We start from the raw sequence: 23,499 nt of genomic DNA, 5'->3' as shown, positions 1-23,499 counted from the left end.
TGATGAAACCTCACACAATTCGACAGTAGGGTATTCGAATGCCAAAATCCTCCCGGCTCGGCCTCTTACGCGATCGGGACTTCGGGCGATTGTTTGCCGCCACCGCGCTCGGTCAATTGGGTGACCGCGTCATCTTCCTGGCCTTGCCTCTGGTCGCTATCGCGGCGTTGCAGGCCGACGAATTCCAGGTCGGATTGCTGGCCGCGATGACTACGGCAGGCTCGCTCCTGGTCGGGCTGCCTGCCGGCGCGTGGCGGAAGCGATCGGTGATGATCAGCACTGATCTCGGTCGTGCGCTGGTCCTCCTGACGATACCCGTGGCGTGGTGGGCCGACCTTCTCACTCTCTGGTGGCTCTACGCGGTTGCCTTGGTTCATGGAGTGTTGACTGTTTTCTTCGATGTCGCGTACGTCAGCTATCTCCCGCACTTGGTGGGACGCGCCAATCTCCTGGAAGGAAACTCAAAACTGTCGGCGATACGCTCGGTGACCAGTGTCGGCGGGCCGACGGTGGCAGGGCCGCTGGTCGGTCTGTTCGGAGCCCCTGCAACGCTCTTGGTGAGTTCAGCCGGGATGGCTGTGTCCGGGCTGCTCGCGATCACTATCCGGAAACGCGAACAGAAGCCGCAGCCAAGTGAACACCCTCGATTGGATCGAGAGATCAAGGAGGGGCTGAAGTTCGTCCTGAGGGACCCCGCCCTACGTGCAATCATCCTGGGGGACGCGATATTCAACCTCTTCCTGGTCATGTATCAAACCATGTTGCTGGTCTTTCTAGAGCGGGAGATAGGTCTCCAGTCCTTCGGCATTGGCCTCATTCTGTCGGGGATGGGGTGCGGTGCCTTGCTGGGCGCCCTGTTGGCAACCACGGTCGCTAAACGGCTTGGGCAAGGCCCGGTCATCTGGCTCGCGTCACTGATCACCTGTCCGCTGACTGCCTTCATGCCGTTGACGCGACCGGGTTGGAGCGTTTATGTGGCCGCGATCGGACTCGTGGCTCTTTCGCTCGGCGGAGTGGTCCGCGTTGTGGCTCAATCAAGCATCCAACAGGCCCTGACACCGGATCGGATTCTGGGCCGGATGAGCGCAACAGCCCGATTCATTTCCTGGGGTGGCATTCCTCTCGGTGGGCTGCTGGGTGGAGCCTCGGGCTCTGTGTTCGGTGCAGCAGGCACCTTGTGGATCGGTGCAGCCGGTATGACCCTGAGCGTCCTCCCCAACTTCTTGTCACCGCTGCGAACAATGCGCACGTTGCCCAGGGAGAAGGCCCCCGAGTTTGCGCGCTGAGGGCGCGGTCGAGAGGGATGACGGCGGCTGCTCGTTTGGTGGCCTGCACGCACAGGGCTGCGCTCTCCGCGAGCAAGGCGGAACGACCGCAGCGGCTGCATCGACCTGGTTCTGGAGTTTGTGTCGCTCTTGCCGCTTGTTCATGAGTTGGCGGCGAACGTCAGCGATCTCCTGCATGTGCCGTTGGTCGTGGAGACTCGCCGGGCTCCGGCCGATGCGGTCGTCCCAACCGGTGAGCGGGTCGGTGGCGAGGCCTGAGCTGGCTATTCGTCAGAACGACGGACCTAGGGCGTTTTCGTTCGGATCACCTGATCGTTGGTTCAGGTGTGCCGTTAGAGGTCGTCAAGTCGTGCACGATCTGCTGGTAGACGGAGCCTTGGTCGTGAGGATTGGACCGGGATCGGATATTCGGTGTTCTGCCCGCCTCATGAGGACACAAGATGGTGCGCATGACTTTGGCCACCCCCATACTGCACACGGCTCGCCTGCGACTGCGCCCCTTCACCGACGCCGACGCGGACCTGCTCTTCGCCCTGCACAGCAGCACCTACGTGATGCGCTACTGGGACTCCCCGCCGTGGAACGAACGGGCCCGCGCCGAACGCTTCATCGACATGTGCCGGAAGATGGCGGAGGAAGGCACCGGGGCCCGGGTGGCCATCGACCGCGCTTCTGACGGGGCCTTCGTCGGCTGGTGCGGTCTGACCGGATGGAACCCGGACTACCGCAGCGCGTGCGACGGAGGCCGCGCACGCCTTGCTGCAGTGGGCATTCGACACACTGGACCTGAATCGAGTTCAGGCCGAGACCGATACGCGCAACGTGGCATCTGCCCGGGTCCTGGAGAAGATCGGATTCATGCGTGAAGGGACGTTGCGGGAGGACTGCATCGTGAACGGCGAGGTATCCGACTCGTGGGTGTTCGGGTTGATCAGGCGAGAGTGGCGGCCGGCGGCCGTGCCGGTTCCAGCCCGCGAAGAGCGGCGTTGAGGACTGGAATCAGAATGAGGCGTCTGCGGGTCGGGAATGACGGGACGTCAGTGCGCGGTGGACGGCCCGGAGGCCTATGGAAGCTGGACTCCGGACCAGGCATCGACTTCGCACTGTCCGTCGGCATTGTTTCCTGCGCTCACCACTGTGCCGTTGGTACGCAGGCCAAGGGTGTGCGTCGAACCGGCCGCCACGGCGACGATGTCGCGCCAATCGCCGACTTCGCACTGTCCGTAGCTGTTGTCTCCCGCTGCCAGGACCCGTCCGGACTCAGTAGCCCCGACGGTGTGGTAGCTGCCCGCACCGAGCGCCACCACGTCTTCCCACTCATCGACCTCGCACGCCCCGGTTGCCGGGTCTCCGGTCGCCACTACCCGCCCGTCGGCTCTGAGGCCGACGGTATGGAGACATCCGGCCGCGATGGCGGATAGGTCACGCCACCCTTCAACGGCACACTGCCGTCGTCGGTTGTTCCCCGCGGCCAGTGCAGAACCGTCCGACCGGACGCCGACCGAGTGCCAATCACCACACGAGAGGACGACCATCTCTCGCCAGGACTGCACGTCGCACTGTCCCTCTGAACTCCGGCCAACTGCTAGCACGCGGCCATTCGCGAGTAGCCCGAGCGTGCGGCGCCAGCCCGCCGCCACGGCCGTGACGCCTCGCCATCCGGCGACATCACATTGCCCATCGCCATTCCACCCCGTTGCCAGCACCGTGCCGTCCGACCGGAGTCCCACCGTATGAGACCTGCCCGTGTTCATCGCGGTATGGACGTTGCCAGCTGCTACCGCGACGACGTCTTCCCACCGCTCGACACGACATTCAGCGGCTGCGGTATTGCCCACGGCGAGAACGGTTCCATCCAAGCGCCGTCCGACCGAATGACGCCTTCCGGCCGCCAGCGCCGACGAGTTAGCGAGCATTCCGCCTCCTTGTGCTGGGTGCTGGTTCGCCACTTGGGATTCCACGTTACTTTGGACTGGAATCCGAGCGGGGGCCTCAGCCGTCGCCAGCAGATGACGGCACAACCGAGTGTGATGAAGGCCTGGTGGATGTCGTCGCGGATCTCCCAGCGGACGCGTGGGCGGCGCAACCAGTGCAGTAGTGCGATGGCGCCTTCCACGACCCAGCGGTGTAGGCCGAGTCCGGAGCCGTGTTCGGTGCCGCGTCGGGCGATGTGCGGGGTGATTTCGAACCGTCGGACCTGGTCGCGGTTGCTCTCGTGGTCGTAGCCGGGGTCGGCGTAGAGGTGCTTCGGGCGGCGCAGCGGTTGGCCGCCTTTGCCTCGGATCGGCGGGACGGCTCGGATCAGTGGGATCAGCTGGGTCACGTCGTTGCGGTTTCCGCCGGTCAGCGTGGTGGCCAGCGGGATGCCGTGGGCCTCGGCGATCAGGTGGTGCTTGCTGCCGGTCTTGCCCCGGTCCACCGGGGACGGGCCGGTGGCCGCACCACCTTTCATCGCACGCAGATGGCTCGAGTCGACCGACGCCCGGGACGGATCAGGTCATCGCGGAGCCGAAGCCGAGTTCCTGCGGGAGGTAGCGCCAGGGGATGCCGGTGTAGAGCACGAACAGGATGCCGCACAGAACCCGCCGGTCTTCGAGCCTACGACGCCCCGGGTACCGGAAGCGCCGCTCAATCACCAGCAACAGCGGCTCGATACGCTCCCACGGCCCATCGTCAACCTCCCACGGCTTGCGCCCACCACGAGTCTCGGTCGCAACCACCCCCTCCGGGCCGAAGGCGTTCAGGATGACCTGGTAGGGGGTGGTCAACTCAGGCGGTTCGGTTTCGGTCCCGGTCGGGGCGAGTTCCGCGATGACCTTCCGGGTCGTGACAAGTTCCGCCAGACGCGCATTCGGCCTCGGCCAGAGCAGCGTTCAAGTGCTCTATCTGCTCGCGCAGTTCGCCAGCCGGGGTGGCGGCCGCGTCCTGCCGGATCTGGAGATCTGCCAGGAGTTCGATGACGTTCACGCGGCTGCCACGAAGTCATCGCGCCAGGCTGGTGCGGGCGTGGTGAGGCGGCGGGCCATGTTCGCGGTGGATGTCCGGCGGCGTTGTCGTGGGCCGAGGCGGCCTGCACGACGACGCCGATGATCCGCTCCAGGACGTCGACGGCCAGTCCCCGCTTGCGGCGGCCCGGAGTCCTCTTGTTCGCGTCCAGCCCCGTCGTGGCCTTCGGGACCCCCGCGGTCGCGCGCACGGACTGCGTGTCGATAACCACGAGGGACGGGTCCTCTAATCGGCGGGCCCTCTCCCGCACCTGGCAGCGCAGCAGTTCCTGGATCTGCTGGTCGAGCCCGTCCTCGCGCCACAGCGTGAAGTGGAGATCGCAACCCCCGGGATCGCCGGTCGCCGACCGTGCGACCCGCTCCCGCTTCCACGCCGTGATCATCGGCTCGATCAACGCCCATTGCTCATCCGCCAAGTCGCTCGGATACGACTCTCGCTCGATGGAACGAACCTCTGCATGAACATGTCCAGCGGCGAGCTTGGTTTGACCATCTGTTAGCGTGCGCGGATGGAAGATCTGGGACTCGCGGCTTGGCCGCCTGAGCCGATCAGGACCGAGCGGCTCGTGCTCCGTGAGCCCGAGGCACGGGACCGTGCGGCGTTCATCGAGCTGCTCGCCTCGCCAGAGGTGAACACCTACCTCGGCGGTCCCCGCCCTCGTGACGAGCTTGAGCGCGAGACGCCTGAGGTGCCCGAGCGGTGGCCCGGGAGTTTCGTCGTTGATCTCGACGGGGCGATGATCGGCCAGATCCTGCTCAGGAGGGCAACCGGGCACCGTCGCCCGGCTGCCGTGGGGAAGGCCGATCTCGGCTACCTGTTCCTGCCGCGGGCGTGGGGATTCGGGTACGCCGCCGAGGCGTGCGCGGCGGCACTCGGCTGGTTCGACGGCGCCCTTCCCGGCGAGCCGGTAGTGCTCACCACTCAGACCGCCAACGTCGGCTCGATGCGCCTTGCGGCGAAGCTAGGGTTCACCGAGGTAGAGCGGTTCGAGGCATGGGGCGCCGAGCAGTGGCTCGGTATGCGGTCCCCCGTCACGCCGTCCAGTTGGGTTCGTGACGGAACCGCACGGTCGGCGAGCCGCACGACCGTGCCATCGACCGGTCCCGCGGAGGACTGACGACGAAGGTCCACCTCGCAGCCGACGACCGCTGCCGGCCGCTGGCCTTTCGTGCTGACTGCCGGGCAGGCTGGCGACACACCTGCCTTCCCCGACGTGATGGCTCGCCTCCGCGTTCCCCGCCGACGGGGGTGGCCCCGCACCCGGCCCAATGTGGTCCTGGCCGACAAGGCGCGGCCACCGACTTCGCAAGGGACGCCGCGGCGGCAAGGCGCCAGCTTTCTTCCGCGACGCCTACAAACAGCGCTCGGAGCCTCGATTGGGTACCTGGGCAGGCTGCTGTGCAGGTACTTCGTAGCCTTTCGCCTCTGGAACAACTGTGTTGTCAGTGGCTCGGGGTACGGTGCGGTGTGATGGGCCGGACGGAGATCGTGAGGGACTCGCGGCCATGGGGGGTGGGTCGTACAGGCCCCGGCACCCAGCTCGGGACTGGAGGTATCTTACCGTCCCCCCACCCCCCACCTTCATACGACGTCTGGGCCGTGTCGGTAGATAAGCCATGCAAGGGCGCGGGCCTGGTGATGCGCTGACTCTGCGGCAGCTGGCGCGCCACTGTTCGGAGTCTCGAAGTCAGCAGTCGGCGCACCGTCGACCACCTCGGACCTGCTTTCAACGAAGCGTGCCGGGCTCACCGAGCACTGCCTACAGGGCACCGTCGCCGCGATACGCCTCTGGCTTCGGACAAGGTCCTGCTCGGCTGCCCATCGATCAACGCTTGACCTCAAGTTTGATTGAGGTCCTACCTTCAAGGTCGTTGCCAGCCCACCAAGGAGGACATCCCCATGACCACGACCAACGTTCCCGAGGCATACCGCAACGCCGTGATCGCCCATGTCATGCTCGACGGTGCGGCTGCCGCGATCGACTTCTACGCCGAGGCATTCGGCGCCAAGGAGTTGTTCCGCATGGCGGGCCCGGACGGACGTATCGTGCACGCCGAGGTCAGCATCCAGGGATCCACCATCATGTTGGGCGACGCCGAGGGCCCGACCTTCAGCGCACCGACCACCGTAGGCGGCACCACAGTGGGCCTGCACGTCTTCGTCGATGACGTCGACACGCTCGCACGGCGGGCCGTCGCGGCGGGCGCGGAACTACTGCAGCCACCGGCCGACCAGTTCCACGGGGACCGCACGACCATACTGCGAGACCCCTACGGCCATGTCTGGATCTTCCTCACCCGCTTGGAGAACCTGACGCCCGAGGAGGTCGCACACCGGGCCCGGGAACTCTTTCGCTGAGCAGTGACCGTCGGACAGGCTTACAGGCCATCTCATTTGGCATGTCGCTAGGTTGCTGCGGTGGGGATCGTTGTGCCGTTGGTGCCGAATGAGCTGTGGGAGCTGTTTCAGCGGGTGGTGCCGGAGGGGCCGACCCGACCGTGAGGCGGAGGTTGACGTCGGCATGGTGACCGGGAGGTGCTGGCTGCGATCGTGTTCGTGGCCACGTCAGGCTGCACCTGGCAGCAGCTGCCGTCCGTCTCGTTCGGGCCGTTGGGAGCGACAGCTCAACGGCGCTTCACGGAGTGGTCGATGGCCAGGGTGTGGGCGAAGTTCCACCGCTTGGTCCTCGACGAGCCCGGCTCCCGCGGCGAGCTGGACCGGTCTGCCCTGCCCGTCGGCATCTCCGGCGCAAACACGCACGACAGCCAGGCTCTCATCCCGCTGGTCCAGGGAATCCCGCCGATCAGGTCCCGGCGCGGCCGACGGCGACGCCGGCCCGGCAAGCTCCATGGCGACAAGGGCTACGACTACAACCACTTGCGGCGATGAACGAACCATTGCCTGGCTCGCCGGATGCCGACGCCTCCACCGCCGCTACGAACGCAAGGCCAGCCACTTCCTGGCCTTCACCAGCATCGCCTGCACCCTCATCTGCTACCGACGACTCGCCCAAGCAGACGACTTCTAGGATGCGTCGGCGTAGGCGAGAGGGGCGCCACAGACGTTGCAGCGGAACAGCATGGCGGTCGCCCCCTCACCCAGGTTGGCCAGGAAGTGCTCAAGCTGGTTTTCGTCGTGCCAACCGGCCATGCGCATGTCGGCCCGTAGCTGGTCGAGGGCTTCGGGATGCGCCGCCAGCTCGGTGTACCCGACTTCGCCCACGAAGGCGGCCGCGTCCTGGCAGTGCACAAGCCAGTGCGGATCCTGCCAGGCGTGAAAGCCAGGGGTGCGGCGGGTGACCTCATGCAAGATGTCCTCACTGACACCGTTGAGCCCGTAGGAGTCGGTGAATTCACCCGCGAATCGTTCAGCAGCGCTCCCGTCTGCGATGCACCACGGGCAGAATCGTCCGCTGACGTCCTGGGCCGTGTAGAAGGTGGCCGTGTAGATCCAGCCCCTGTTGCGCTTGCAGCAGGCGCACGTCTCGGGGGCCGCGCGGATGGACCCACTTGCGAGGGGATCTGGGTGATAGCGAAAGGAGGGCAGGCGGGCATTCATCGCCGGTTCCCGATCTGCGCTCTGGCGGTCATGCCTACTGATCCCATGGAGAGCAGTCTGTCCGCCAGTAAGTCCCTGATCAAGCATGGTGTCGGACCGTCACCCACGACGTCGATTGCGTGCGTCAGCAGCGTCATGTTGCTGAAGACCTCATCGGGATCGGAGCCGACGGGCAGCAACCGGGCCAGGGCCTCTGCATCCTCCTGCTCGACCGCCTGATGCACCAGCCAGCTGGGATCCCGCGAGAATGACCGAGACCGACGGTCGCCCGGACCATCGCCGCCACCTGCGGCGGGGAGTGCGGCCTCAGCTCGTCCGATGACCGTGATCACTGCGGCAGGCCGACCTCGGCGGCCCGGCCCCGGCCGCCCAGGGCCGACGGGGACGGTAGCCTGAGCATCACTCGTTCCGTGCGCATCCTGGGGAGCCCGGCCTGGAGGCTGTTGAGGGTGAGGACGAGCGTCAGCCCCAGCTTGATGCGGGTGAGGGTGGAGCCAAGTTCTGGGTGGAGCAGCACGCCGTCGGCCACGAGACCGGCACGGACGACTCACCGGAAAGCACCGGAACTTATTTGCCGAGCCACTAGTTTCTACGTTGCTGTAGATGCTGAACGAGCGCCGGCGCGCCACGGAGTGGGCCGGGCCCCTCGACCGACTGTATGGAGCTCTCATGGCCCTGTGGGACCGCATCAAGGAGTCCGCATCGACGATGCAGACCCAGCTCGTGGCGAAGAAGAACGACCTCAAGAGTGGCGCCTTCCGAGACGCGAGCATGGCGATGTGTGCGCTGGTCGCCGCTGCCGACGGGACCATCGACCCCTCGGAGAGGCAGCGCGTGGCCCAACTCATCGCCACCAACGAGGTGCTGCAGAACTTCGACGCGGCAGATCTGCAGCGGCGCTTCGACGAGAACCTCAACAAGCTCACGGCGGACTTCGCCTTCGGCAAGGTGAGCGTGCTGCAGGAGATCGCCAAGGCGAAGAAGAAGCCCGCCGAGGCTCGCGCCGTCATCCAGATCGGGATTGTCATCGGCGGTGCCGACGGTGACTTCGACAAGACCGAACAGGCTGTGGTTCGCGAGGCGTGCTTCACCCTCGACCTGCCGCCGCACGAGTTCGACCTCTGAGTGAGCGCGGTACGCGCGTCGGGCCGCTGCCTTCAGGGCACCGGACCGACGTGCCGCCCGGTTCGGGCGGTCTCCAGAGAGGCGTCGTCGTGTGCAGGATGAAGGCCAGTGTCAGGGCGGAGTTCGCGGAGGACATGGCGCTGATACGGCCATTCTGGCGGCCACCGCCTACGCCGCCATCCCCAGAGCCGTGAATTCGGACGGCCAGTTGCGCGGCACGGGCACTGGGCCGAGGAGGGCGGCCACCCGGCGCGGTACGGGCCCAGGCGTGGCGAAGCCCGCACGGAGGGGGCACCGGAGTGCTGCGGGAGACCAGAGCCGCTTTGCCGATCGCGCGGGCCACGGCGCTCTGCCGGTTCGAAGCAGGACAGCAGCGCGGTCGCGGAGGAAGGACGAACACCCTATGAGGCTTCAGTCCGCCCTCTCCGCCCCCGTCCGGCCGAGCAGTTCTCGCAGGAGGCGTTCGTCGTCCGGCTCGAGGGAGGTGACGAAACTGGCCAGGACCGCCTCCCGGTCGCTCTCGCCGTCCAGCAGCTTGCGCATCTTGTGCGCGGCGAGCCCGGCCTGGTCGGACACGGGCGTCCATGCGAAGGACCGACCCGCACGCTCACGGGTCACCGCACCCTTGGCCAGCAGCCGTGTGAGGATGGTGATCACGGTGGTGTAGGCGAGGTCCCCGCCAAGTCGCTCCTGCACCCAGCCCGCGCTCGCCGGACCGTCCGCGCCACGCAGGGCCGACAGGACCAGCACCTCCAGCTCGCCGTGCCCCCGGCGCCGGGAACGCTGCCGCTGGTTCGTCACACCCTGTCTCCCTTCGAGTGCCTTGCAGTTCATGAGCGGTCCATCGTAGAGACCCTCGAAGCGACTGCCGACATACCTCAGTCCTGCCCGGACGTGAACCCGCCGCTGACTCCGGCCGAACCACTCCCGCAGTCCGCCGAACTTGGTGACGGCGTCCCAGAAGTCATCGAGCGTCGCGATCGACCGACCCCGCAGGTCGACCAGCAACTCCGATTCCGTCTACTCGGCCATCGCGGCAGACAGGTCAGTCCCACTGCTCGTCCGCGAGGGAGCTGACCGGCTGCGGCTTGCCGATGACGGCCAGGGCGATAAAGAAGTTGATCTGGCCGATCGCGATGGTCAGGGTGGCCAGCGCCTTCTCGTCGTAGTGCTTCGCCACCTCGGCGTACAGGTCGTCGGGGACGCGCTCCTTGCCGTGCGGGGCGGGCTGGAGGGTGGCTTCCACCAGGGCGAGGGCGGCGCGCTCGGCGTCGGTGAAGTAGGGGGCGTCCTGCCAGGAGGAGACGGCGGTGATGCGCTCCTCGGACTCCCCGGCCTTGCGCAGGAAGCCGGTGTTCAGGATCGTCAGGTAGGTGTTGCCGACGATCTGCCCGGCGCGCAGGTGGACGAGGTTCATCGTGGTGCGTGGCACCGAGCGGTTGCCCGTGGCCCGGAAGAGGGCGGCGCTGATGTCGTTCAGCTCGGGCACGAACTCGGCCGGGTTGGGCATCCGGGAGATGGAGGTGTTCGTCATGGCTGCTCTCCTTCGCTTCGGCCTGGTTGGCGTCTTCACAGCACTGACGGATCGGCCCACGCAGATGTGACAGCAATCCGGAAGGGTTCTCTGGAGTGCTCCGGACCTGGCGACAACCCTGGCCTTACCGGGCCGCGCCTGGATGGGGCCCGATGTTCTCAGTGGCCGTAGGCGGTCGGGGAGAGGACCGGGCCTCAGCCCGCGGTCGGCCCGGCGGTGCCGTCGATCCGGATGACGTCGCCGGGGCGCAGCCGCTGGAAGCACCACTTCGCGTCGGCCGAGCGCAGACCTATCCAGCCATGGGTGACGTCACGTTTGCCTGGGGCGGTTTCGTCGTACGTCAGGGCCAGGAGGTAGGTGGTGGTGCCGTCGGGGGCGCGTAGCTCGACCACCCAGGGCATGCGGACTCGGTACTTCTCGCCGAAGCCGATGTCCTCGCTGCTCATCTCCTTCGTCCGGTACTTGGCGGTGACGGTCAGACGGCCGGTCGGCGTGGGGGTGTGTGTGGCGCCGGCGGAGATCGGCAACTGGCGTCCATCCAGGGTCATCACGCGTTTCGCGAGGTCGACCGTCGCCGACGCCCGCGGTGTCGCCGTCGCCCGCGGTGTCGCGGTGGCCGCGGGCAGTGCGGGGTGCGACGAGTCCGGGCCAGTGAGGGCCGCCGTGATGCCGCCGGCCAAGGCCAGCGCGGCAATCACCGCCGTGGCGGCGTACACCGCCCGGCGGCGGCGGCCACGGCGCTCGCCCCGTCGGCGGATCTCCGCTCCCCGCACCGGTGGCGCCGTGCGATGACGCTGCTCGAGAGCACGCAGCGAGTCGGTGAGGTCATCGGACACGGTCGTCCTCCTTCTCACCGCTTCGGTCTCGTCGGACGGCGGCCCGCTCCGGATCCAGGGACAGAGCGAGGGCGGCTCTGCCGCGTGAGAGGCGAGCCTTGACGGTGCCCACCGCCGCACCGGTCTCGGAGGCTACCTGCTCCACGCTCAGGTCGCACAGATGATGCAGGACGATCGCGATGCGTTGCGCCTCCGGGAGCGCGCGCAGTGCCTCCACCAGAGCGGTGTGCTCAGGGCCGGGGCCCGGAACGTGCTCGGGAGGCGGGGTGCGCCGCACGAGTTCCAGCCAGCGTCGTGCGCGACGCCACCGACTGACCGCGAGCCGGACCGCCACGGTGCGGACCCAGGCCTCCGGCGCCCCGTCGGCCAGGAGGTCACGCCGCTTGTCCCACGCGCGCACGAACGCCTCTTGGACGACATCCTGAGCCTCTGACAGGTCCCCGGTTACGACGAACACCTGCCCGATCAACCGCGGGAAGGTGGAGGCGTAGAAGGCGTCGAACTCCTCCTCCGTCATGCGCTGCGCCGGCCCCGTGTGGTGCTGCCGGGAAGTCCCGGAAAGAAAATCCGCATCCGCTGCAACCCGGCTGTCCCGCCGTGCGTACAGGCCGTGTACATGGAAGCACAACGAAAGGATCGACCGTGAACACGGGGGTCGCAGGCGGCTGGGTCAGCCGCGGCACGTACTTCTGGGCAATCGTGACTGTCTGCCTTCTGGGTACGGTGACGGGATGTTCGGGACAGCAGGACGGGCCGGACGCCCGAACCGCGAAGGGCGCCGGACAGGGCGTCGCGGCGCCTTCGTCGGCCGCGCCCACCGGGTCGACGGAGCCGACGAGACAGGCGCGGCCGGCGGAGCCGGAATGGATCAAGGGGGCACACGTCAACGTCGCGGATGGGCAGGTCGTCGGCGTCGGCATGCCCGTGTCGGTGACGTTCGACCGGCCGGTACCGCCTGCCGAACGAGCCCGCGTCGAAAGGGCCTTGGCGATACGGTCCACACCCTCGGTCGAGGGATCGTGGAGCTGGGTCAAGGACCGCAGTCTGCTCGACGGACAGCGGGTCGACTACCGGCCCCGCACCTTCCACGCGCCCGGTACGCGGATCACCGTGCGTGTCGGCTCGAAGCCCACCCGGCATGTCACCATAGGGCGCTCGCTGGTCGCCACGGTCGACGTCCGCAGCCATGAGATGACCGTCGTGACCGCCGAGGGTGAGCGGCGCATCCCCATCACTGCCGGCGCGCCCGGGATGGACACGTGGAACGGCGTCATGGTGGTCTCCGACAAGCAGCGCCGGGTCTTGATGGACTCACGGACCGTCGGATACGGCGACGCCTACAAGGGCTACTACGACTACGCGGTCCACCTGACGACATCGGGGACCTATGTCCACCAGAACGCCAAGGCGAACGTCTACGCGGGCCGGAGCAATGTCACCCACGGATGCGTGGGACTGGCCGACGACGGTACGGCACGCCGTTTCTTCCAGGACGTCATCCCCGGTGACGTGGTGCGTGTCGTCGGCTCGAAGGAGACGGTGGCACCAGGAAACGGATACAGCGACTGGAACGTCTCCTGGGCCCAGTGGCTGGCGGGGAGCGCACTGAAGTAGCACCCGAAGTAGCCGCGTCCCAGCGGCTCCCTCTCCGCTCGGCCGGAGGGGGAGCGTGGCCCCTGGCGTGGTGGGTGCACACTCTCCCCGAGAGCCGGGCGAGGCTCCGGCTCCCCGGGTTGGAAGAGATCGGCTGGGCGCACGCCGTGGCCATGTGGTCGTGGAGGTGCTCGACCGCGTGAACGCCGAGCAGGTGCGCGATGACTCGCGCCAGCGTGCCGCCCCCGGTTGGAGGCAGTAGTACGCGTCCGGCTCACACAGGCCGAGTCGGGCACGGCGATGGGTCTTTGTGCGCCTGAGTGAGCGCGGCGACCGTCTCACCCGGGTCGTCGGCGTGAAACCGAAGCGTACGGGCGATGCCAAGCCCGCCGAGAGGTCGCACGAACTCCACCGGTTCCGTCAGCTCTACAGTCACCGTGGTTTGGCCGCCCACGACGAGGCCGAGCACCCCGTCTTCACTCAGGTGCACCAGTCCTCCGTCAAGGTAGCGCCGCTCGACCCGGGCTGAGGCGATGGCGGCGGCCGGCACCCGCAGGCCGAACAGCGCGCCGTACCTGAGGTGCAGCGAGCCGTCGGATCCCACGAGGTGAGGCCTGACCACGCAGGCCGCGTGCAGGGCGAGGACCAGCACCACCGCGTACACGTCCACGACGAGCAGGATCGTGTGAACGAGCGGCCACGGGATCACCAGTGCCAGCAGAATCGTTTCGATGACGGAGACGAACAGCAGCCCGTACATCGTGGCCGTCTGGGGGCCGGTGTACGCGACGGCCAGAGAACCGTTGGGGACCTGGCGGCGACGCAGTACCCACAGCCCGAGGCTGTGCAGGGCCCGCATCTCGTGCGCGACGAGTCGGCGCGCGACTAACGGCATCAAGGTATGCAGTGCGCCCCGCGCGGCGTCCCGTCGGCCGGTGCCGGCCCGTCGCCGGGCGGCGTACAGCCGCCACAGAACAAGGATTTGCAGCGTGAGTACGGTCCCCACCAGCGCTTCGACGCCCGCGAGAACGGCCCCGGGTATCCGTACGCCTGCCACCACACACACCAGGAGAGCCGCCTCGGTAGGAAGCATCACCCATACCGCCGCCCGCGCAATTCGCGTACTCACGACGGCCTCTGGCTCATCCGGGCGGTCAGCTCCCGCATCACCCGGCGCACCACCTCGGCCTGGGCGGGCGGGTAGTCGGCGAGCAGCGCCTGTCCGAAGCCCGTCACGACCGGGCCCCCGTACGGGATCGCCGCCAGTACCTCGTCCGGCACGGCGGCGGCCAAGTCATCGGCCAGCGCCGCGATCCGCGGATCGTCCGCCGCGGCTTCGTCCAGTTCGTCCAGCCGTTCGTACAGCAGGAGCATCGCGGGGTCCTCGGCCAGCGGCCGCAGAGCCGCGTACACCGCATCCCCGCCGACTGTCGCTTCCAGCAGGGTCAGGTGTTCGCGGTCCTTTGCGGCAGCGGGCGATGCGGTGACAGGTACAACCTTCAGGAGCTCAACCAGCGCGGGAGAAAGCGGCGCGTCCGGCGTGAGCGGGCCCTCCAGAAGACCTGCCAGCACCCTGCGGCGCTGCTGGATCTCGTGCTCCTGGCGGGCGAGGTCGGCCTCCAACTCGCCCAATACCTCGGCCAGTTCGCGGCCAGTTCGCGGCCAGCGTCGTCCGCGAGGACATCCCGTACCTCGTCCAGGGTGAGCCCGAGCTCGGTCAGTCGCCGGATCCGGGCCAGCAGAACGGCGTCTCGAAGGCTATAGGTGCGGTATCCGTTGGCCTGCCGCAGCGGCTCAGGCAGCAGACCTATGTGGTGGTAATGCCGCACGGCCCGGGAAGTGACTCCGACGAGCGCGGCGATCTCTCCGATGCGCATGCTGCCAGTAGAAACCTTGCCGCTGCGACAAGGTCAAGTACGGCCGCAGAGTATGCGCGGCGGAGATCCCGATGGACAAGCAGACCGGTCCGCTCAGTGATCACGTCGAGCTCGTCCAAGACCAGGCGGTGGAGCTTGCCCTACCCCACACTCGGGCTCTGCCCCACTCGGGCATGATCGATGCATGACCAGTGACCTTGGGCGGCCGGGCCGCGCGCAGTACGTCCTGTTCGACATCGACGGCACGTTGATCGACGCGGTGAGTAACCAACGCCGGGTCTGGGGAACCTGGGCGGAGCGGTACGGGCTGGATGCGGACGAGGTCTACCAGGTGGCTCTGCGAACGCGGCCAATGGAGACGTTCGCCCAGGTCGCTGCGGATCAAGATCCGGGCGAGTGTCTGGCCATGCTCCACGAGTTGGAGGACGAGGACGTCCGGTCCGGCGTCTATGCGGCTTTCGACGGCGCGTCGGAGGTGCTGCACGGCCTGCCACCGGGGTCCTGGGCGCTGGTGACCTCGAACTACGAGCACCGGGTGCGCGGCCGTTTCCTGAGGACGGGCTTGCCGGTGCCGGACGTGATCGTGGACGCGGCCGCTGTAGAGGAGGGCAAGCCCTCTCCCGTTCCGTATCTGGAGGCCGCTGCGAGGCTGGGGGCCGCGCCGGGGGACTGCCTGGTCATCGAGGACGCCCCGTCCGGAGTGCGGGCCGGGCTGCGTGCCGGGATGACGGTGTGGGGCGTGAACGCCGCTGACGCGGTGGAAGGGGTGCATCGCCACTTCGTCAGTCTGCGCGAGGCGGTCCCGCACATCCTGGCCTTCGCGTCCGGACCTCGCAGGGCAGCGGCATGGTGTCTCCCACTGCGGCGCGAGTTCGGTGACTAGCTCGTCAAGATGTTCGACAATTTGGTGGTTCACCAGCACGTAGACGACTGCGTGAAGACGCGGTCAGACGGGCTGCCACAGCTCGACCCGATTGCCCTCGGGATCGGTGACCCAGCCGAATCGGCCGACACCCTCCATGTCCTGCGTTTCGTCGGCTACGTCCGCTCCCTTGGCGCGCAATTGCGCGAGCATCGCATCCAGGTCGCGGACCCGGAAGTTGAGCATGGTTGGCTGGGCGCGGGACCCGAAGTAGTCGGTCTCGGACTCGAACGTCGCGAACACCGTCGGCCCGGTTCCCTGATGCCACAGGCCGTTCTCATCGGCGTCCAGGCCCAGGCAATCTCGGTACCACGCGCTCAGGGCCGCGGGGTTTGCGGCCCGCATGAAGTATCCACCGATTCCAAGCACACGTTCCATGCCGCTATCTTGCCAGGACGGCGATCGGGCGGGCGGGCACCACACCACCGCACGCTTCCCCCGTCTCAATCGCGGAGAGCGCCCCCGCCATCTGTTCGCTGCTGACTCATACTGGCCACATCCGCAGTAAAGAGCGCTCCCACCCTTCACTGGAAGCCTCCGCACCGACTGGCGAACTGCCGCAAGATTGAGCCGTGCCTACTGAATCGGACAAGATCGAGCTGAACGAACACGAACTTCGTGAGATCGCGGGCTACGCGGCTGATTGCGCGCGCAGGGTCCTGTCGATCTTCGAACAGAGTCTGCCTGCTGACAGGCGGCCTCGCGACGCCATCGACGCGGCACACGCTTTCGCCGGGGGCGGCCGGCGTACGGGTGCTCTGCGGCAGAGCGCGTGGGCGGCCTACAGAGCGGCGCGAGAAGCCGATTCACCCGCTGCGGTCGACGCGGCGCAAGCGGCAAGCCATGCGGCCGCCGCCGCGTTCCTTCATCCCCTCGCGAACGCTCATCAGGTGAAGCACATTCTCGGTGCGGCAGCGCATGCGGCACGGGCGGAAGAGCTGGCGTCCGCAGAGGACCGGCGTGTCGCCGTGGGGACCCTTGAATGGGCGCGTCATCACGCACCGGCAGCGGTCGCCGCGGTGCTCGGCCGTCTGCCATCCGCACCTCCCGGAGGCGGGCGCGTGGGAGAGTTCATGCGCGATCTCGACGCCGCTCTCCGGGCCTGAGGGGGATCAGGCAATACAGGCACGCAGGGGGCCCGCCGGCACCGCGATCCCGACCCTCCACCGTGGTCCGCGCACCGGCGCAGGCCCGCGCCTCTTCGGCGCGGGCCTGCGGTCAGTTCAGTGACTCACCGGCCAGGGCGAGGTTCTCGATGGCCGCGAGGCCGTACAGCGCAGTGGAGTTGGTGCTGATCCAGGTGGCGTCGGTTCCGGCGTTGAGCACGGTGGGACCGTTGATCTTCGTGGTGGCCCATGGGGTGCTCGCGTCCGGGTAGCCGTCGCTCGCGGTGAACTTGCTCCAGGCTCGGGTGGCCAGCGTGACCTCGTCGGTCAGGCTGGCCGCGTACGCGTCGAGGCGGGAGTGGCCCTGGACCAGGCTTACCTTGAAGTTCGCGCCGTAGCGGGCCTTCTGCTCGGCGGAGGTGGCGTTGAAGTAGCGGCAGTAGTCCAGCCAGGCGGCCCGGAAGCCGGGGATGTCGCTCTCGTCGAGGGTGTCGATGAGCTCGGCGGCCAGTTCGGGCAGGCCGAAGCTCGCGGAGAGGTGGGAGACGGCGATGACGGGGGCGGTCTGGATGGCGAAGGCGCCCGTGTCGAGGTCGTACAGACCGCTGCCCTGGACGAAGCCGTTGGGCTGGGCGGCGATGGTCGAGGCGCTGGCCAGCAGTTTCCTCTTCGCCGTCTGCCACTTGGGGCCGCGTCGCTCCCACTCGGTCCACCAGGCCCAGCCCAGCCCGCTCCAGTCGGTGCCGAATCCGATGGACAGGGCGTGGCGGTCTCCGGGGGTGTAGCCGTCGGTGCGGACCTTGCGGTTGGGGTCGAGGGTCAGGAAGGTCTTGTCCGCGTCGACCTGGGCGTGCATGAGGTCGCCGGTTCGTTCGTCGGCGGTGAGGTAGTAGAAGAGGCGGCGGTATACGGGTGTCGAAATACGGACCTGCTTGGCGCTGTCGCCGAAGTGCTGGACCCCGTGGCGGGTGCCCAGGCCGGCGCGTTTCCCGATGTGGTAGACGTCGACCTCGCCGGTGTGGCGGGTCATGGCCTCGGCGAAGCGGTAGATGTCGGCCCGTCCGGAGCGCAGGTAGGCCAGCCAGAGCCACAGGTCGGTGGAGAGTTCGGAGTTGTCCCAGGCGTACCCGCCGACGTCGTAGCACCAGGTGTGGCGGTCCGGGTCGTAGGTGTGCTGGACGTCGCCGTAGTCGAGGAAGCCGTACCAGCGGCGTTGTTCGCGTTGGTCCTGGTAGTAGGTGAAGAGCAGGTCGAGGCGGTCCTCGATGGTCTTCCTGGCGGTGGTCGAGCGGTCCACGGGGGACCAGAGCCCGGCGAAGACGCGCGCCTTGTGCAGGGTCTCGGGAGCGGCGACGAGCTGCGGCGGGGTGGTCAGCGCGTCTTTCTGGGCGACCAGGGTTGCGGCCGTGGGGGTCGCGGAGTTGGCCCACAGGTAGAGCTCGGAGGTGCGGGCGATGCCGTACGGGGTGCCGAAGCCGGGCTCGTAGTCCTCGTAGGTGATGTCGAGTCCGGCGGTCTGCTCCTCGTAGGTGTCCTGGCGGAGGCCGTCGTGGTAGAAGCGCAGGTCGAGCGGCTGGGCCTCGGGTGACCAGAGCCAGAGGGTGACGGTCGCCTCGTCGGAGGCGGCGTTTCGGATGTCGAGCTGGGCGGGGTGCTTCTGCCAGAAGTCCCGCAGGCCGAAGGAGAGTCCCCCGCTGATCCCGCCGACGTAGCCGAAGCCGGGGGCACGGGTGCCGCCGGTGGTGTGGATCCAGCCGTGGCCGGCCTTGGTGCGCTTGCGGACGGTGAAGCCGTCGGCCGAGAGCTGGGCGAGGGTGTGGTCGCCCCAGGCGGGGACGTGCTGGAGGGCGGAGGAGACCCGGGTGTCCCAGGTGGAGATGTCCGGCAGTTTCTCGCCCTTGACCTGCGCGGTGCGCACGGCCGCGCCGGGGTCGCGGCGCAGGCCGGTGATGCCCTGGACGGCTTCGGTGAGGAAGCCGTCGTCGGCGCCGGCGAGGCGGATGTGGCGGTTGTGGAGCTCGTCGGAGAGGGGGACGCGGATGCGCAGGCCCAGGCCCTTGATGAAGTCGCCGCTGCTTTTGCCGGGCTCCTGGGTGCCGTCGTACGTGATGGTGTGGACGACACGGATGGCCTCGGACCCGGCGTACAGGTAGAGGCGGATGACGAAGGGCAGCCAGGAGCGGCTGCCGCGCTCGTGCTCGCCTTCGAGCCGGATGACGGCGCGCACCGGTCCGGACTGCTCGACGGTGACGGAGCCTACGCGGCCGGTGAAGCGTTCCCATCGGGTACTGGAGCCGCTGCCGTCGTAGTCGTCGTCGATCTCCGGCTGGCGCAGTACGACCAGTTCGGCCTTGCTCGCGATCTCGGTGCCGCCGCGCTTGATGGTGCGTACGACGTCGTGTGCGCCGACCTTGGCGATGCTGACCTGGATGACGCCGGTGTCGACGTCGATCGTGCCTCCCTTGGTGTCCACGGTGAGCGCGGTGTCCGCTTTCGCGGGCGTGCCCGGGGCCAAGGTGTAGCTCTTGGCGGGCTTGGCGGTGCCGCCGACCGCGTGGGCGGTCCACTTCAGGGTGCCGTCGGGCCAGTAGGCGGTGGGCCAGGACTGGACGGGGACCGCCGTGCCGTCGGCGGCGGTGAGAGCGAAGACCTGGTCGGCGGGGAGCGTGCCCTTGGGCCAGGCCACACCGAAGGTGGTGCCGGGGGCCTCGGCGGGGGTGCCGTCCTCCAGCCAGGTGACCTTCACCGGGTCGGCGGCGGCTTCGGCCGGGGCCGCTCCGGCCGGGTCGGCTGCGAGCGCCCAGGAGAGCTGGGTCGCCACGACGGCCGCGGCTGCCGCTTTGAGGGCGTTTCTGCGGGATATCTCAGGCACCGTGACCGCCCTTGAGCCGCCAGACGCGGAAGTCGGTGATGTGGAAGCGACTCCAGGTGGTGCGGAAGGCGAACCAGCCGCTGGTGTACGGGTCCTCGTCGGTGTAGTCGAAGACCAGTTCGCCGTTGTCCCAGTACTGGATGTGCTTGCCGTCGGAAACCAGCCGGATGCGGTTGGGCTCGTTCGCGGTGAGCAGCGGCGAGGTGTAGTCGTAGATCAGCGGTCGGGAGCCCGCGACGCCGACGTAGCGGCGAAGCCGGGTGGTGGTGTTGTAGTTCGCGCCGAGGCCCGCGTAGTACGTGGTGAGGTAGTCGTAGTCCGCCAGGGCGCCGCTGCGGGGCGTGGCGGTGAGGTCCTCGGGGGATCGCGAATCCCGGGCGTTCCAGAAGGTGTTCAGGTCGCTCACCCGGTCGTTGGCGCCGCCCGCCGAGACCGGGGTCGCCGTGAAGTCGATCTCGTACCGGCCCGAGAACGGCCGCTTGAACCACACCGACGCCCCGGCGGGCACGTCGATGTCCAGGACGCCGTTCCTCGCCGTGACGCTGCCGCCCTGCTCCAGTTCGGCCGACCACTGGCCGATTCCGTGCCGGAAGTCGTCGCGGGCCAGCAACTGGCGCTGGTGGTACGAGACATGGCGGTCCGGTGCAGCGGCGGCACCGGTGGACAGTGCGGTGGTGGCCGCGGCCGCGAGGCTCACCGCAAGGGCGGCCCAGGTGTAGCGCATCGGAAGATCCCTTTCTGTGGACGGTCAGGAGCGTACGGAAACCAACCCTTCCGATCAGTGAAAGCCACAGAAGTGAAAAGAAACGTTCATGATCAATCGAATTGGCTGTCGAATCCCGCATGGTGGGACCGAATGTGACGCGCCATTACATCTCCGTGGACAGCGGCAGCCGATCTTCGTGCGGAGCCGCCGAGGCAGGCAGGCTTGTGGCAGCCCTTCCCCAACCACCGCTCACGCCACAGGAGTTGTCCGCATGTCGTACGACAGCCCGCTGTCCCGCCGTACCGTCCTCGCCTCGGCGGCCGGGCTCGCCCTGGCCCTCGCCACCCCCGTAGGGGCCTCGGCCGCGAGCTTCGGCCACACCGACGACGGGACCCACTACGTCGTCGACACCGGTGCCGGCCTGGTCTTCAAGGTCAACCACAGCAACGGCGACCTCTCGTCCTTCGTCTACAAGGGCACCGAGTACCAGGGATACGACGGCAAGAACTCCCACATAGAGAGCGGACTCGGCACCTCGACGGTGACGATCTCCACGCCCGCCACCGGAGTCGTCCTCATCAAGGTCGTCCACGGCACCCTGATCCACTACTACGCGGCGCGCAGCGGCGAGAACAACATCTACCTCTTCACCTACAAGGCCGACACCTCCGTCACCGCCAGCCGCTACATCGCGCGCTTGAAGCCCGGCATCTTCCCGACCACCTACCCGGACACCTGGTCCAACTCCGACACCGTCATCGAGTCCGCCGACGTCTTCGCCAAGACCGACGGCACCACCAGGTCCAAGCACTTCTCCAACCTGCGGACCATCGACTACGACTACCTCGGCTTCAGCGCCTCCGCCGCCTCCGTCTGGGTCGTACGCTCCAACAAGGAGAAGGACTCCGGCGGCCCCTTCATCCGCCAACTCCTGCGCCACGGCAACGAGTCCGGCGCCGGGCTCTACGAACACCTCTACTACGCCGAAGGCCAGACGGAGGCCGAGCGCCTCGGGCTGCACGGCCCGTACGTCCTCGCCTTCACGGACGGGTCCGCGCCGACCGCAGCCGTGTCCGGGCGCGACAACACCGCCTGGGTGGACGCCCTCGGCCTCACGGGCTGGACCGGCGCGAGCGGTCGCGGACGGATCGTCGGCAACGGGCTTGCCGGGCGGGACACTTCGTACCCTTACGTCGTGGGCTTGTCCAACTCCGTGGCGCAGTACTGGACGACGGCGCAGACGAGCACCGGCAAGTACGCGGTCAACGGCATCCTCCCCGGCACGTACACCCTCACCGTCTACAAGGGCGAACTCGCCGTGCACACCCAGGACGTCACGGTCACCGCGGGCGCCGTCACCACGGTGCACACCATCACCATCGCCGGCGACCCCGCCGCCGACACCGCCATCTGGCGCATCGGCGACTGGAACGGCACCCCGGCCGGCTTCAAGAACGCCTCCCTCGTCACCTACGCCCACCCCTCCGACTCCCGCGCCGCCGCCTGGACCGCCGGCACCTACGTCATCGGCACCTCAACGGCCTCGGCCTGGCCCGCCTACCAGTTCAAGGAGATCAACCAGGCCCTGTCGGTCTCCTTCACCCTCACCGCCGCCCAGGCCGCCACCGACCGCACCCTCCGCATCGGCATCACCACCGCCAAAGCGGGCGGCCGGCCCCAGATCACCGTCAACAACACCTGGACCTCCGCCGTCCCGGCCGCCGCCACCGAGCCCTCCACCCGGACCCTGACCGTCGGCAGCTATCGCGGCAACAACCACACGTACGAATACGTCATCCCCGCCGCCCAGTTGCTGACCGGCACCAACATTCTGCGCATCGACGCCGCAAGCGGCTCGGCGGGCGGCGGGGGCTACCTCAGCCCCAGCTACGGTTTCGACGCCCTCGACCTGCTCTGAGGGCGGGACCCGCCGACATCGGCGAAGCGGTGGCCGTCGGCGAACGGCTCACGGGCGTGGAGCCTCAGCCGGACGGGGGGCGGCTTGGCGCGGGGCTCATCAGCCGGCGTCGTGCAGCAGCGCGGTGTCGGGCCGCCAGCCCAGTTCAGGCGCGATCAGGTGCCGTACGTCGTGCAGGATCTGCTCGTAGTCGCCCCGCTGGAACTCGTACGGCAGCTCCAGGCGCAGCTCTGAGACGGCCGCGACCACGGGATCCGCGGTCAGCTGTTCCAGGATCTGGTCCGCGGTCCCCACCACGTCCGGGGCGAACAGGGTCCGCTTGGGTCCCTGAGGCGCCAGGGTGCGGGCATGCCGGGCGGCCGCGTACTCCCGGTAGCGGGCCCGGGTGGTCGCGTCCGCGCTGTCGAACGGAACGATCACCCGGCCGAGCGCCACCCGTCTCGGGCGGTCCCCCAGGAGTGCGCGCCGGTACTCCGAGAGCAAGGCGAGCTGGGCCGTGGTGAAGTCGTCCGTGCCCTCGCCGGTGACGATGTTGCCGCTCAGCAGGTTCAGGCCGTTCTCGGCGGCCCACCGGATCGAGCGCAGGCTGCCTCCGCCGTACCAGACCCGGTCCACCAGGTCGGGGTCGTGCGGTTGCAGCCGAGGACGCTGGATGTTGCCCGGTGACCGGATCACGATGTCCGGGCCGCCGAGGTAGTCACCGCGCAGGCTGTCGATGACGCGGGCGATCCTGCCGTAGGACAGGTCGAAGCCGCGCCAGTCCCCGTCGTACACCAGGTCGCCGAGGAGTTCGGCGTGCGGCATGCCGGTGCTGAAGCCGACCTGCAGCCGGCCCCGGGACAGCACGTCGGCCAGCGCCAGGTCCTCGGCGAGCCGGAACGGGCTCTCGTACCCGATCGGGATGACCGCCGTCCCCAGCTCCACCCGCTGCGTGCGCTGGCCGGCGGCGGCGAGGAAGACCGCGGCCGAGCCGACACCGTGCTCGAGATGACGTTGCCGGATCCAGGCGCCGTCGAAGCCCAGCCGTTCGCCGTACTCGAACAGCCGCAGCGTCTCCTCCAGGCCGGTGTACGGATCGTCGTCGGCGAAGTTGCCCGGGGTGAGAAAAGCCAGCGAGCTGATCACGGGGGTGCTCATGCGGTGTTCGCCCCTCTTGGTCG

At 68.2% G+C, this 23,499-nt stretch carries 20 protein-coding genes and 9 pseudogenes; 11 read left to right on the top strand and 18 right to left on the bottom strand.

What is annotated here, in order from left to right; genetic code table 11:
* Nucleotides 1-38: 38 nt before the first annotated feature.
* Nucleotides 39-1,286: an MFS transporter gene (locus tag ACZ7L0_RS18040; RefSeq protein ID WP_471243427.1), complete on the top strand. Its 1,248-nt coding sequence runs from the start codon at nt 39-41 to the stop codon at nt 1,284-1,286.
* 449 nt (nt 1,287-1,735) lie between these two features.
* A pseudogene (locus ACZ7L0_RS18035) lies at nt 1,736-2,276 on the top strand (GNAT family N-acetyltransferase).
* A gap of 74 nt (nt 2,277-2,350) precedes the next feature.
* Here the strand turns inward: ACZ7L0_RS18035 and ACZ7L0_RS18030 are convergent.
* The 4 genes and pseudogenes from ACZ7L0_RS18030 to ACZ7L0_RS18015 all read right to left on the bottom strand — a co-directional run.
* Nucleotides 2,351-2,647 carry a hypothetical protein gene (locus ACZ7L0_RS18030; RefSeq protein WP_471243608.1) on the bottom strand — a complete coding sequence of 99 codons (297 nt, stop codon included), beginning with the start codon at nt 2,645-2,647 and terminating at the stop codon, nt 2,351-2,353.
* A gap of 96 nt (nt 2,648-2,743) precedes the next feature.
* Nucleotides 2,744-3,040, bottom strand: a pseudogene (locus ACZ7L0_RS18025) (chromosome condensation regulator); the annotation flags it as partial.
* Nucleotides 3,041-3,276: 236 nt separating this feature from the next.
* Nucleotides 3,277-4,006, bottom strand: a pseudogene (locus ACZ7L0_RS18020) (IS5 family transposase); the annotation flags it as partial.
* Nucleotides 4,007-4,326: 320 nt separating this feature from the next.
* Nucleotides 4,327-4,734 (bottom strand): annotated as a pseudogene (locus tag ACZ7L0_RS18015) (transposase family protein); the annotation flags it as partial.
* 66 nt (nt 4,735-4,800) lie between these two features.
* Here ACZ7L0_RS18015 and ACZ7L0_RS18010 point away from each other — a divergent pair.
* The 4 genes and pseudogenes from ACZ7L0_RS18010 (at nt 4,801) to ACZ7L0_RS17995 (ending at nt 7,320) form a co-directional block, all read left to right on the top strand.
* Nucleotides 4,801-5,409: a GNAT family N-acetyltransferase gene (locus tag ACZ7L0_RS18010; RefSeq protein ID WP_471243426.1), complete on the top strand. Its 609-nt coding sequence runs from the start codon at nt 4,801-4,803 to the stop codon at nt 5,407-5,409.
* Nucleotides 5,385-5,583: pseudogene (locus ACZ7L0_RS18005) on the top strand (IS5/IS1182 family transposase); the annotation flags it as partial. The gene ACZ7L0_RS18010 and the pseudogene ACZ7L0_RS18005, both read left to right, overlap by 25 nt.
* 608 nt (nt 5,584-6,191) lie before the next feature.
* On the top strand, nt 6,192-6,650 hold the full coding sequence (locus ACZ7L0_RS18000; protein WP_471243425.1) for a VOC family protein: 459 nt from the start codon (nt 6,192-6,194) through the stop codon (nt 6,648-6,650).
* Between the two features lie 60 nt (nt 6,651-6,710).
* A pseudogene (locus tag ACZ7L0_RS17995) lies at nt 6,711-7,320 on the top strand (transposase).
* Here the strand turns inward: ACZ7L0_RS17995 and ACZ7L0_RS17990 are convergent.
* The 3 genes and pseudogenes from ACZ7L0_RS17990 to ACZ7L0_RS17980 form a co-directional block, all read right to left on the bottom strand.
* Nucleotides 7,317-7,850: a CbrC family protein gene (locus tag ACZ7L0_RS17990; RefSeq protein WP_471243424.1), complete on the bottom strand. Its 534-nt coding sequence runs from the start codon at nt 7,848-7,850 to the stop codon at nt 7,317-7,319. The pseudogene ACZ7L0_RS17995 and the gene ACZ7L0_RS17990 overlap by 4 nt on opposite strands.
* Nucleotides 7,851-7,945: 95 nt before the next feature.
* Nucleotides 7,946-8,077: pseudogene (locus ACZ7L0_RS17985) on the bottom strand (ankyrin repeat domain-containing protein); the annotation flags it as partial.
* A gap of 101 nt (nt 8,078-8,178) precedes the next feature.
* Nucleotides 8,179-8,367 (bottom strand): hypothetical protein, encoded by a 189-nt coding sequence (locus tag ACZ7L0_RS17980; protein ID WP_471243423.1) that lies wholly within the window; start codon nt 8,365-8,367, stop codon nt 8,179-8,181.
* Nucleotides 8,368-8,519: 152 nt separating this feature from the next.
* Here ACZ7L0_RS17980 and ACZ7L0_RS17975 point away from each other — a divergent pair, with 152 nt between their 5' ends.
* A complete protein-coding gene (locus ACZ7L0_RS17975; RefSeq protein WP_471243422.1) occupies nt 8,520-8,975 on the top strand; it encodes a tellurite resistance TerB family protein in 456 nt (151 codons plus the stop codon).
* Nucleotides 8,976-9,051: 76 nt separating this feature from the next.
* On the opposite strand, the pseudogene ACZ7L0_RS17970 reads toward ACZ7L0_RS17975, so the two are convergent.
* The 5 genes and pseudogenes from ACZ7L0_RS17970 to ACZ7L0_RS17950 all read right to left on the bottom strand — a co-directional run.
* Nucleotides 9,052-9,318 (bottom strand): annotated as a pseudogene (locus ACZ7L0_RS17970) (M56 family peptidase); the annotation flags it as partial.
* Nucleotides 9,319-9,386: 68 nt separating this feature from the next.
* Entirely contained in the window at nt 9,387-9,809 is a 423-nt protein-coding gene (locus tag ACZ7L0_RS17965; RefSeq protein WP_471243421.1) for a BlaI/MecI/CopY family transcriptional regulator, read from the bottom strand.
* Nucleotides 9,810-10,020: 211 nt separating this feature from the next.
* On the bottom strand, nt 10,021-10,509 hold the full coding sequence (locus ACZ7L0_RS17960) for a carboxymuconolactone decarboxylase family protein (RefSeq protein WP_471243420.1): 489 nt from the start codon (nt 10,507-10,509) through the stop codon (nt 10,021-10,023).
* A gap of 194 nt (nt 10,510-10,703) precedes the next feature.
* A complete protein-coding gene (locus ACZ7L0_RS17955; RefSeq protein WP_471243419.1) occupies nt 10,704-11,345 on the bottom strand; it encodes a L,D-transpeptidase in 642 nt (213 codons plus the stop codon).
* Nucleotides 11,335-11,862, bottom strand: coding sequence for a SigE family RNA polymerase sigma factor (locus ACZ7L0_RS17950; protein ID WP_471243418.1), 528 nt, complete (start codon nt 11,860-11,862; stop codon nt 11,335-11,337). The genes ACZ7L0_RS17955 and ACZ7L0_RS17950 overlap by 11 nt, the downstream gene beginning before the upstream one ends.
* A gap of 125 nt (nt 11,863-11,987) precedes the next feature.
* On the opposite strand from ACZ7L0_RS17950, the gene ACZ7L0_RS17945 reads away from it, so the two are divergent.
* On the top strand, nt 11,988-12,959 hold the full coding sequence (locus ACZ7L0_RS17945) for a L,D-transpeptidase (RefSeq protein WP_471243417.1): 972 nt from the start codon (nt 11,988-11,990) through the stop codon (nt 12,957-12,959).
* Between the two features lie 253 nt (nt 12,960-13,212).
* Here the strand turns inward: ACZ7L0_RS17945 and ACZ7L0_RS17940 are convergent, their stop codons facing one another.
* Both ACZ7L0_RS17940 and ACZ7L0_RS17935 read right to left on the bottom strand, forming a co-directional pair.
* Complete coding sequence (locus ACZ7L0_RS17940; RefSeq protein ID WP_471243416.1) at nt 13,213-14,031, bottom strand: hypothetical protein; 819 nt, start codon at nt 14,029-14,031, stop codon at nt 13,213-13,215.
* 32 nt (nt 14,032-14,063) lie between these two features.
* Nucleotides 14,064-14,815 (bottom strand): annotated as a pseudogene (locus tag ACZ7L0_RS17935) (MerR family transcriptional regulator).
* A 184-nt stretch (nt 14,816-14,999) separates the two neighbouring features.
* Between ACZ7L0_RS17935 and ACZ7L0_RS17930 the strand changes: the two are divergent.
* Entirely contained in the window at nt 15,000-15,698 is a 699-nt protein-coding gene (locus tag ACZ7L0_RS17930; protein WP_471243415.1) for an HAD family hydrolase, read from the top strand.
* Between the two features lie 63 nt (nt 15,699-15,761).
* Here the strand turns inward: ACZ7L0_RS17930 and ACZ7L0_RS17925 are convergent, their stop codons facing one another.
* Entirely contained in the window at nt 15,762-16,115 is a 354-nt protein-coding gene (locus tag ACZ7L0_RS17925; protein WP_471243414.1) for a VOC family protein, read from the bottom strand.
* 194 nt (nt 16,116-16,309) lie between these two features.
* On the opposite strand from ACZ7L0_RS17925, the gene ACZ7L0_RS17920 reads away from it, so the two are divergent.
* Nucleotides 16,310-16,843 (top strand): putative immunity protein, encoded by a 534-nt coding sequence (locus ACZ7L0_RS17920; RefSeq protein ID WP_471243413.1) that lies wholly within the window; start codon nt 16,310-16,312, stop codon nt 16,841-16,843.
* A gap of 112 nt (nt 16,844-16,955) precedes the next feature.
* On the opposite strand, the gene ACZ7L0_RS17915 is transcribed toward ACZ7L0_RS17920, so the two are convergent.
* Together ACZ7L0_RS17915 and ACZ7L0_RS17910 are read right to left on the bottom strand one after the other, a co-directional pair.
* The gene (locus ACZ7L0_RS17915; RefSeq protein WP_471243412.1) at nt 16,956-19,715 is read right to left on the bottom strand and encodes an exo-rhamnogalacturonan lyase family protein; all 2,760 of its coding nucleotides are present in this window, start codon (nt 19,713-19,715) and stop codon (nt 16,956-16,958) included.
* Nucleotides 19,708-20,439, bottom strand: coding sequence for a DUF6250 domain-containing protein (locus ACZ7L0_RS17910; RefSeq protein WP_471243411.1), 732 nt, complete (start codon nt 20,437-20,439; stop codon nt 19,708-19,710). The genes ACZ7L0_RS17915 and ACZ7L0_RS17910 overlap by 8 nt, the downstream gene beginning before the upstream one ends.
* A 253-nt stretch (nt 20,440-20,692) precedes the next feature.
* On the opposite strand from ACZ7L0_RS17910, the gene ACZ7L0_RS17905 reads away from it, so the two are divergent.
* Entirely contained in the window at nt 20,693-22,339 is a 1,647-nt protein-coding gene (locus tag ACZ7L0_RS17905) for a rhamnogalacturonan lyase B N-terminal domain-containing protein (protein ID WP_471243410.1), read from the top strand.
* 99 nt (nt 22,340-22,438) lie between these two features.
* On the opposite strand, the gene ACZ7L0_RS17900 is transcribed toward ACZ7L0_RS17905, so the two are convergent.
* Nucleotides 22,439-23,476: an LLM class flavin-dependent oxidoreductase gene (locus tag ACZ7L0_RS17900; protein WP_471243409.1), complete on the bottom strand. Its 1,038-nt coding sequence runs from the start codon at nt 23,474-23,476 to the stop codon at nt 22,439-22,441.
* Nucleotides 23,477-23,499: the final 23 nt, after the last annotated feature.

The sequence above is a fragment of the Streptomyces sp. NPDC039424 genome (genome assembly GCF_055639495.1).
This window is presented reverse-complemented; position numbering and strand designations above follow the sequence as displayed.

Bases quoted from the DNA above. Each gene is read 5' to 3' on its own strand.
- ACZ7L0_RS18040 (WP_471243427.1), top strand. From the start codon at position 39: ATGCCAAAATCCTCCCGGCTCGGCCTCTTACGCGATCGGGACTTCGGG.
- ACZ7L0_RS17905 (WP_471243410.1), top strand. From the start codon at position 20,693: ATGTCGTACGACAGCCCGCTGTCCCGCCGTACCGTCCTCGCCTCGGCG.
- ACZ7L0_RS17910 (WP_471243411.1), bottom strand. From the start codon at position 20,439: ATGCGCTACACCTGGGCCGCCCTTGCGGTGAGCCTCGCGGCCGCGGCC.
- ACZ7L0_RS17925 (WP_471243414.1), bottom strand. From the start codon at position 16,115: ATGGAACGTGTGCTTGGAATCGGTGGATACTTCATGCGGGCCGCAAAC.
- ACZ7L0_RS17950 (WP_471243418.1), bottom strand. From the start codon at position 11,862: ATGACGGAGGAGGAGTTCGACGCCTTCTACGCCTCCACCTTCCCGCGG.
- ACZ7L0_RS17990 (WP_471243424.1), bottom strand. From the start codon at position 7,850: ATGAATGCCCGCCTGCCCTCCTTTCGCTATCACCCAGATCCCCTCGCA.
- ACZ7L0_RS17960 (WP_471243420.1), bottom strand. From the start codon at position 10,509: ATGACGAACACCTCCATCTCCCGGATGCCCAACCCGGCCGAGTTCGTG.
- ACZ7L0_RS17965 (WP_471243421.1), bottom strand. From the start codon at position 9,809: ATGAACTGCAAGGCACTCGAAGGGAGACAGGGTGTGACGAACCAGCGG.
- ACZ7L0_RS17975 (WP_471243422.1), top strand. From the start codon at position 8,520: ATGGCCCTGTGGGACCGCATCAAGGAGTCCGCATCGACGATGCAGACC.
- ACZ7L0_RS17930 (WP_471243415.1), top strand. From the start codon at position 15,000: ATGACCAGTGACCTTGGGCGGCCGGGCCGCGCGCAGTACGTCCTGTTC.
- ACZ7L0_RS17940 (WP_471243416.1), bottom strand. From the start codon at position 14,031: ATGCTTCCTACCGAGGCGGCTCTCCTGGTGTGTGTGGTGGCAGGCGTA.
- ACZ7L0_RS17900 (WP_471243409.1), bottom strand. From the start codon at position 23,476: ATGAGCACCCCCGTGATCAGCTCGCTGGCTTTTCTCACCCCGGGCAAC.
- ACZ7L0_RS18000 (WP_471243425.1), top strand. From the start codon at position 6,192: ATGACCACGACCAACGTTCCCGAGGCATACCGCAACGCCGTGATCGCC.
- ACZ7L0_RS18010 (WP_471243426.1), top strand. From the start codon at position 4,801: ATGGAAGATCTGGGACTCGCGGCTTGGCCGCCTGAGCCGATCAGGACC.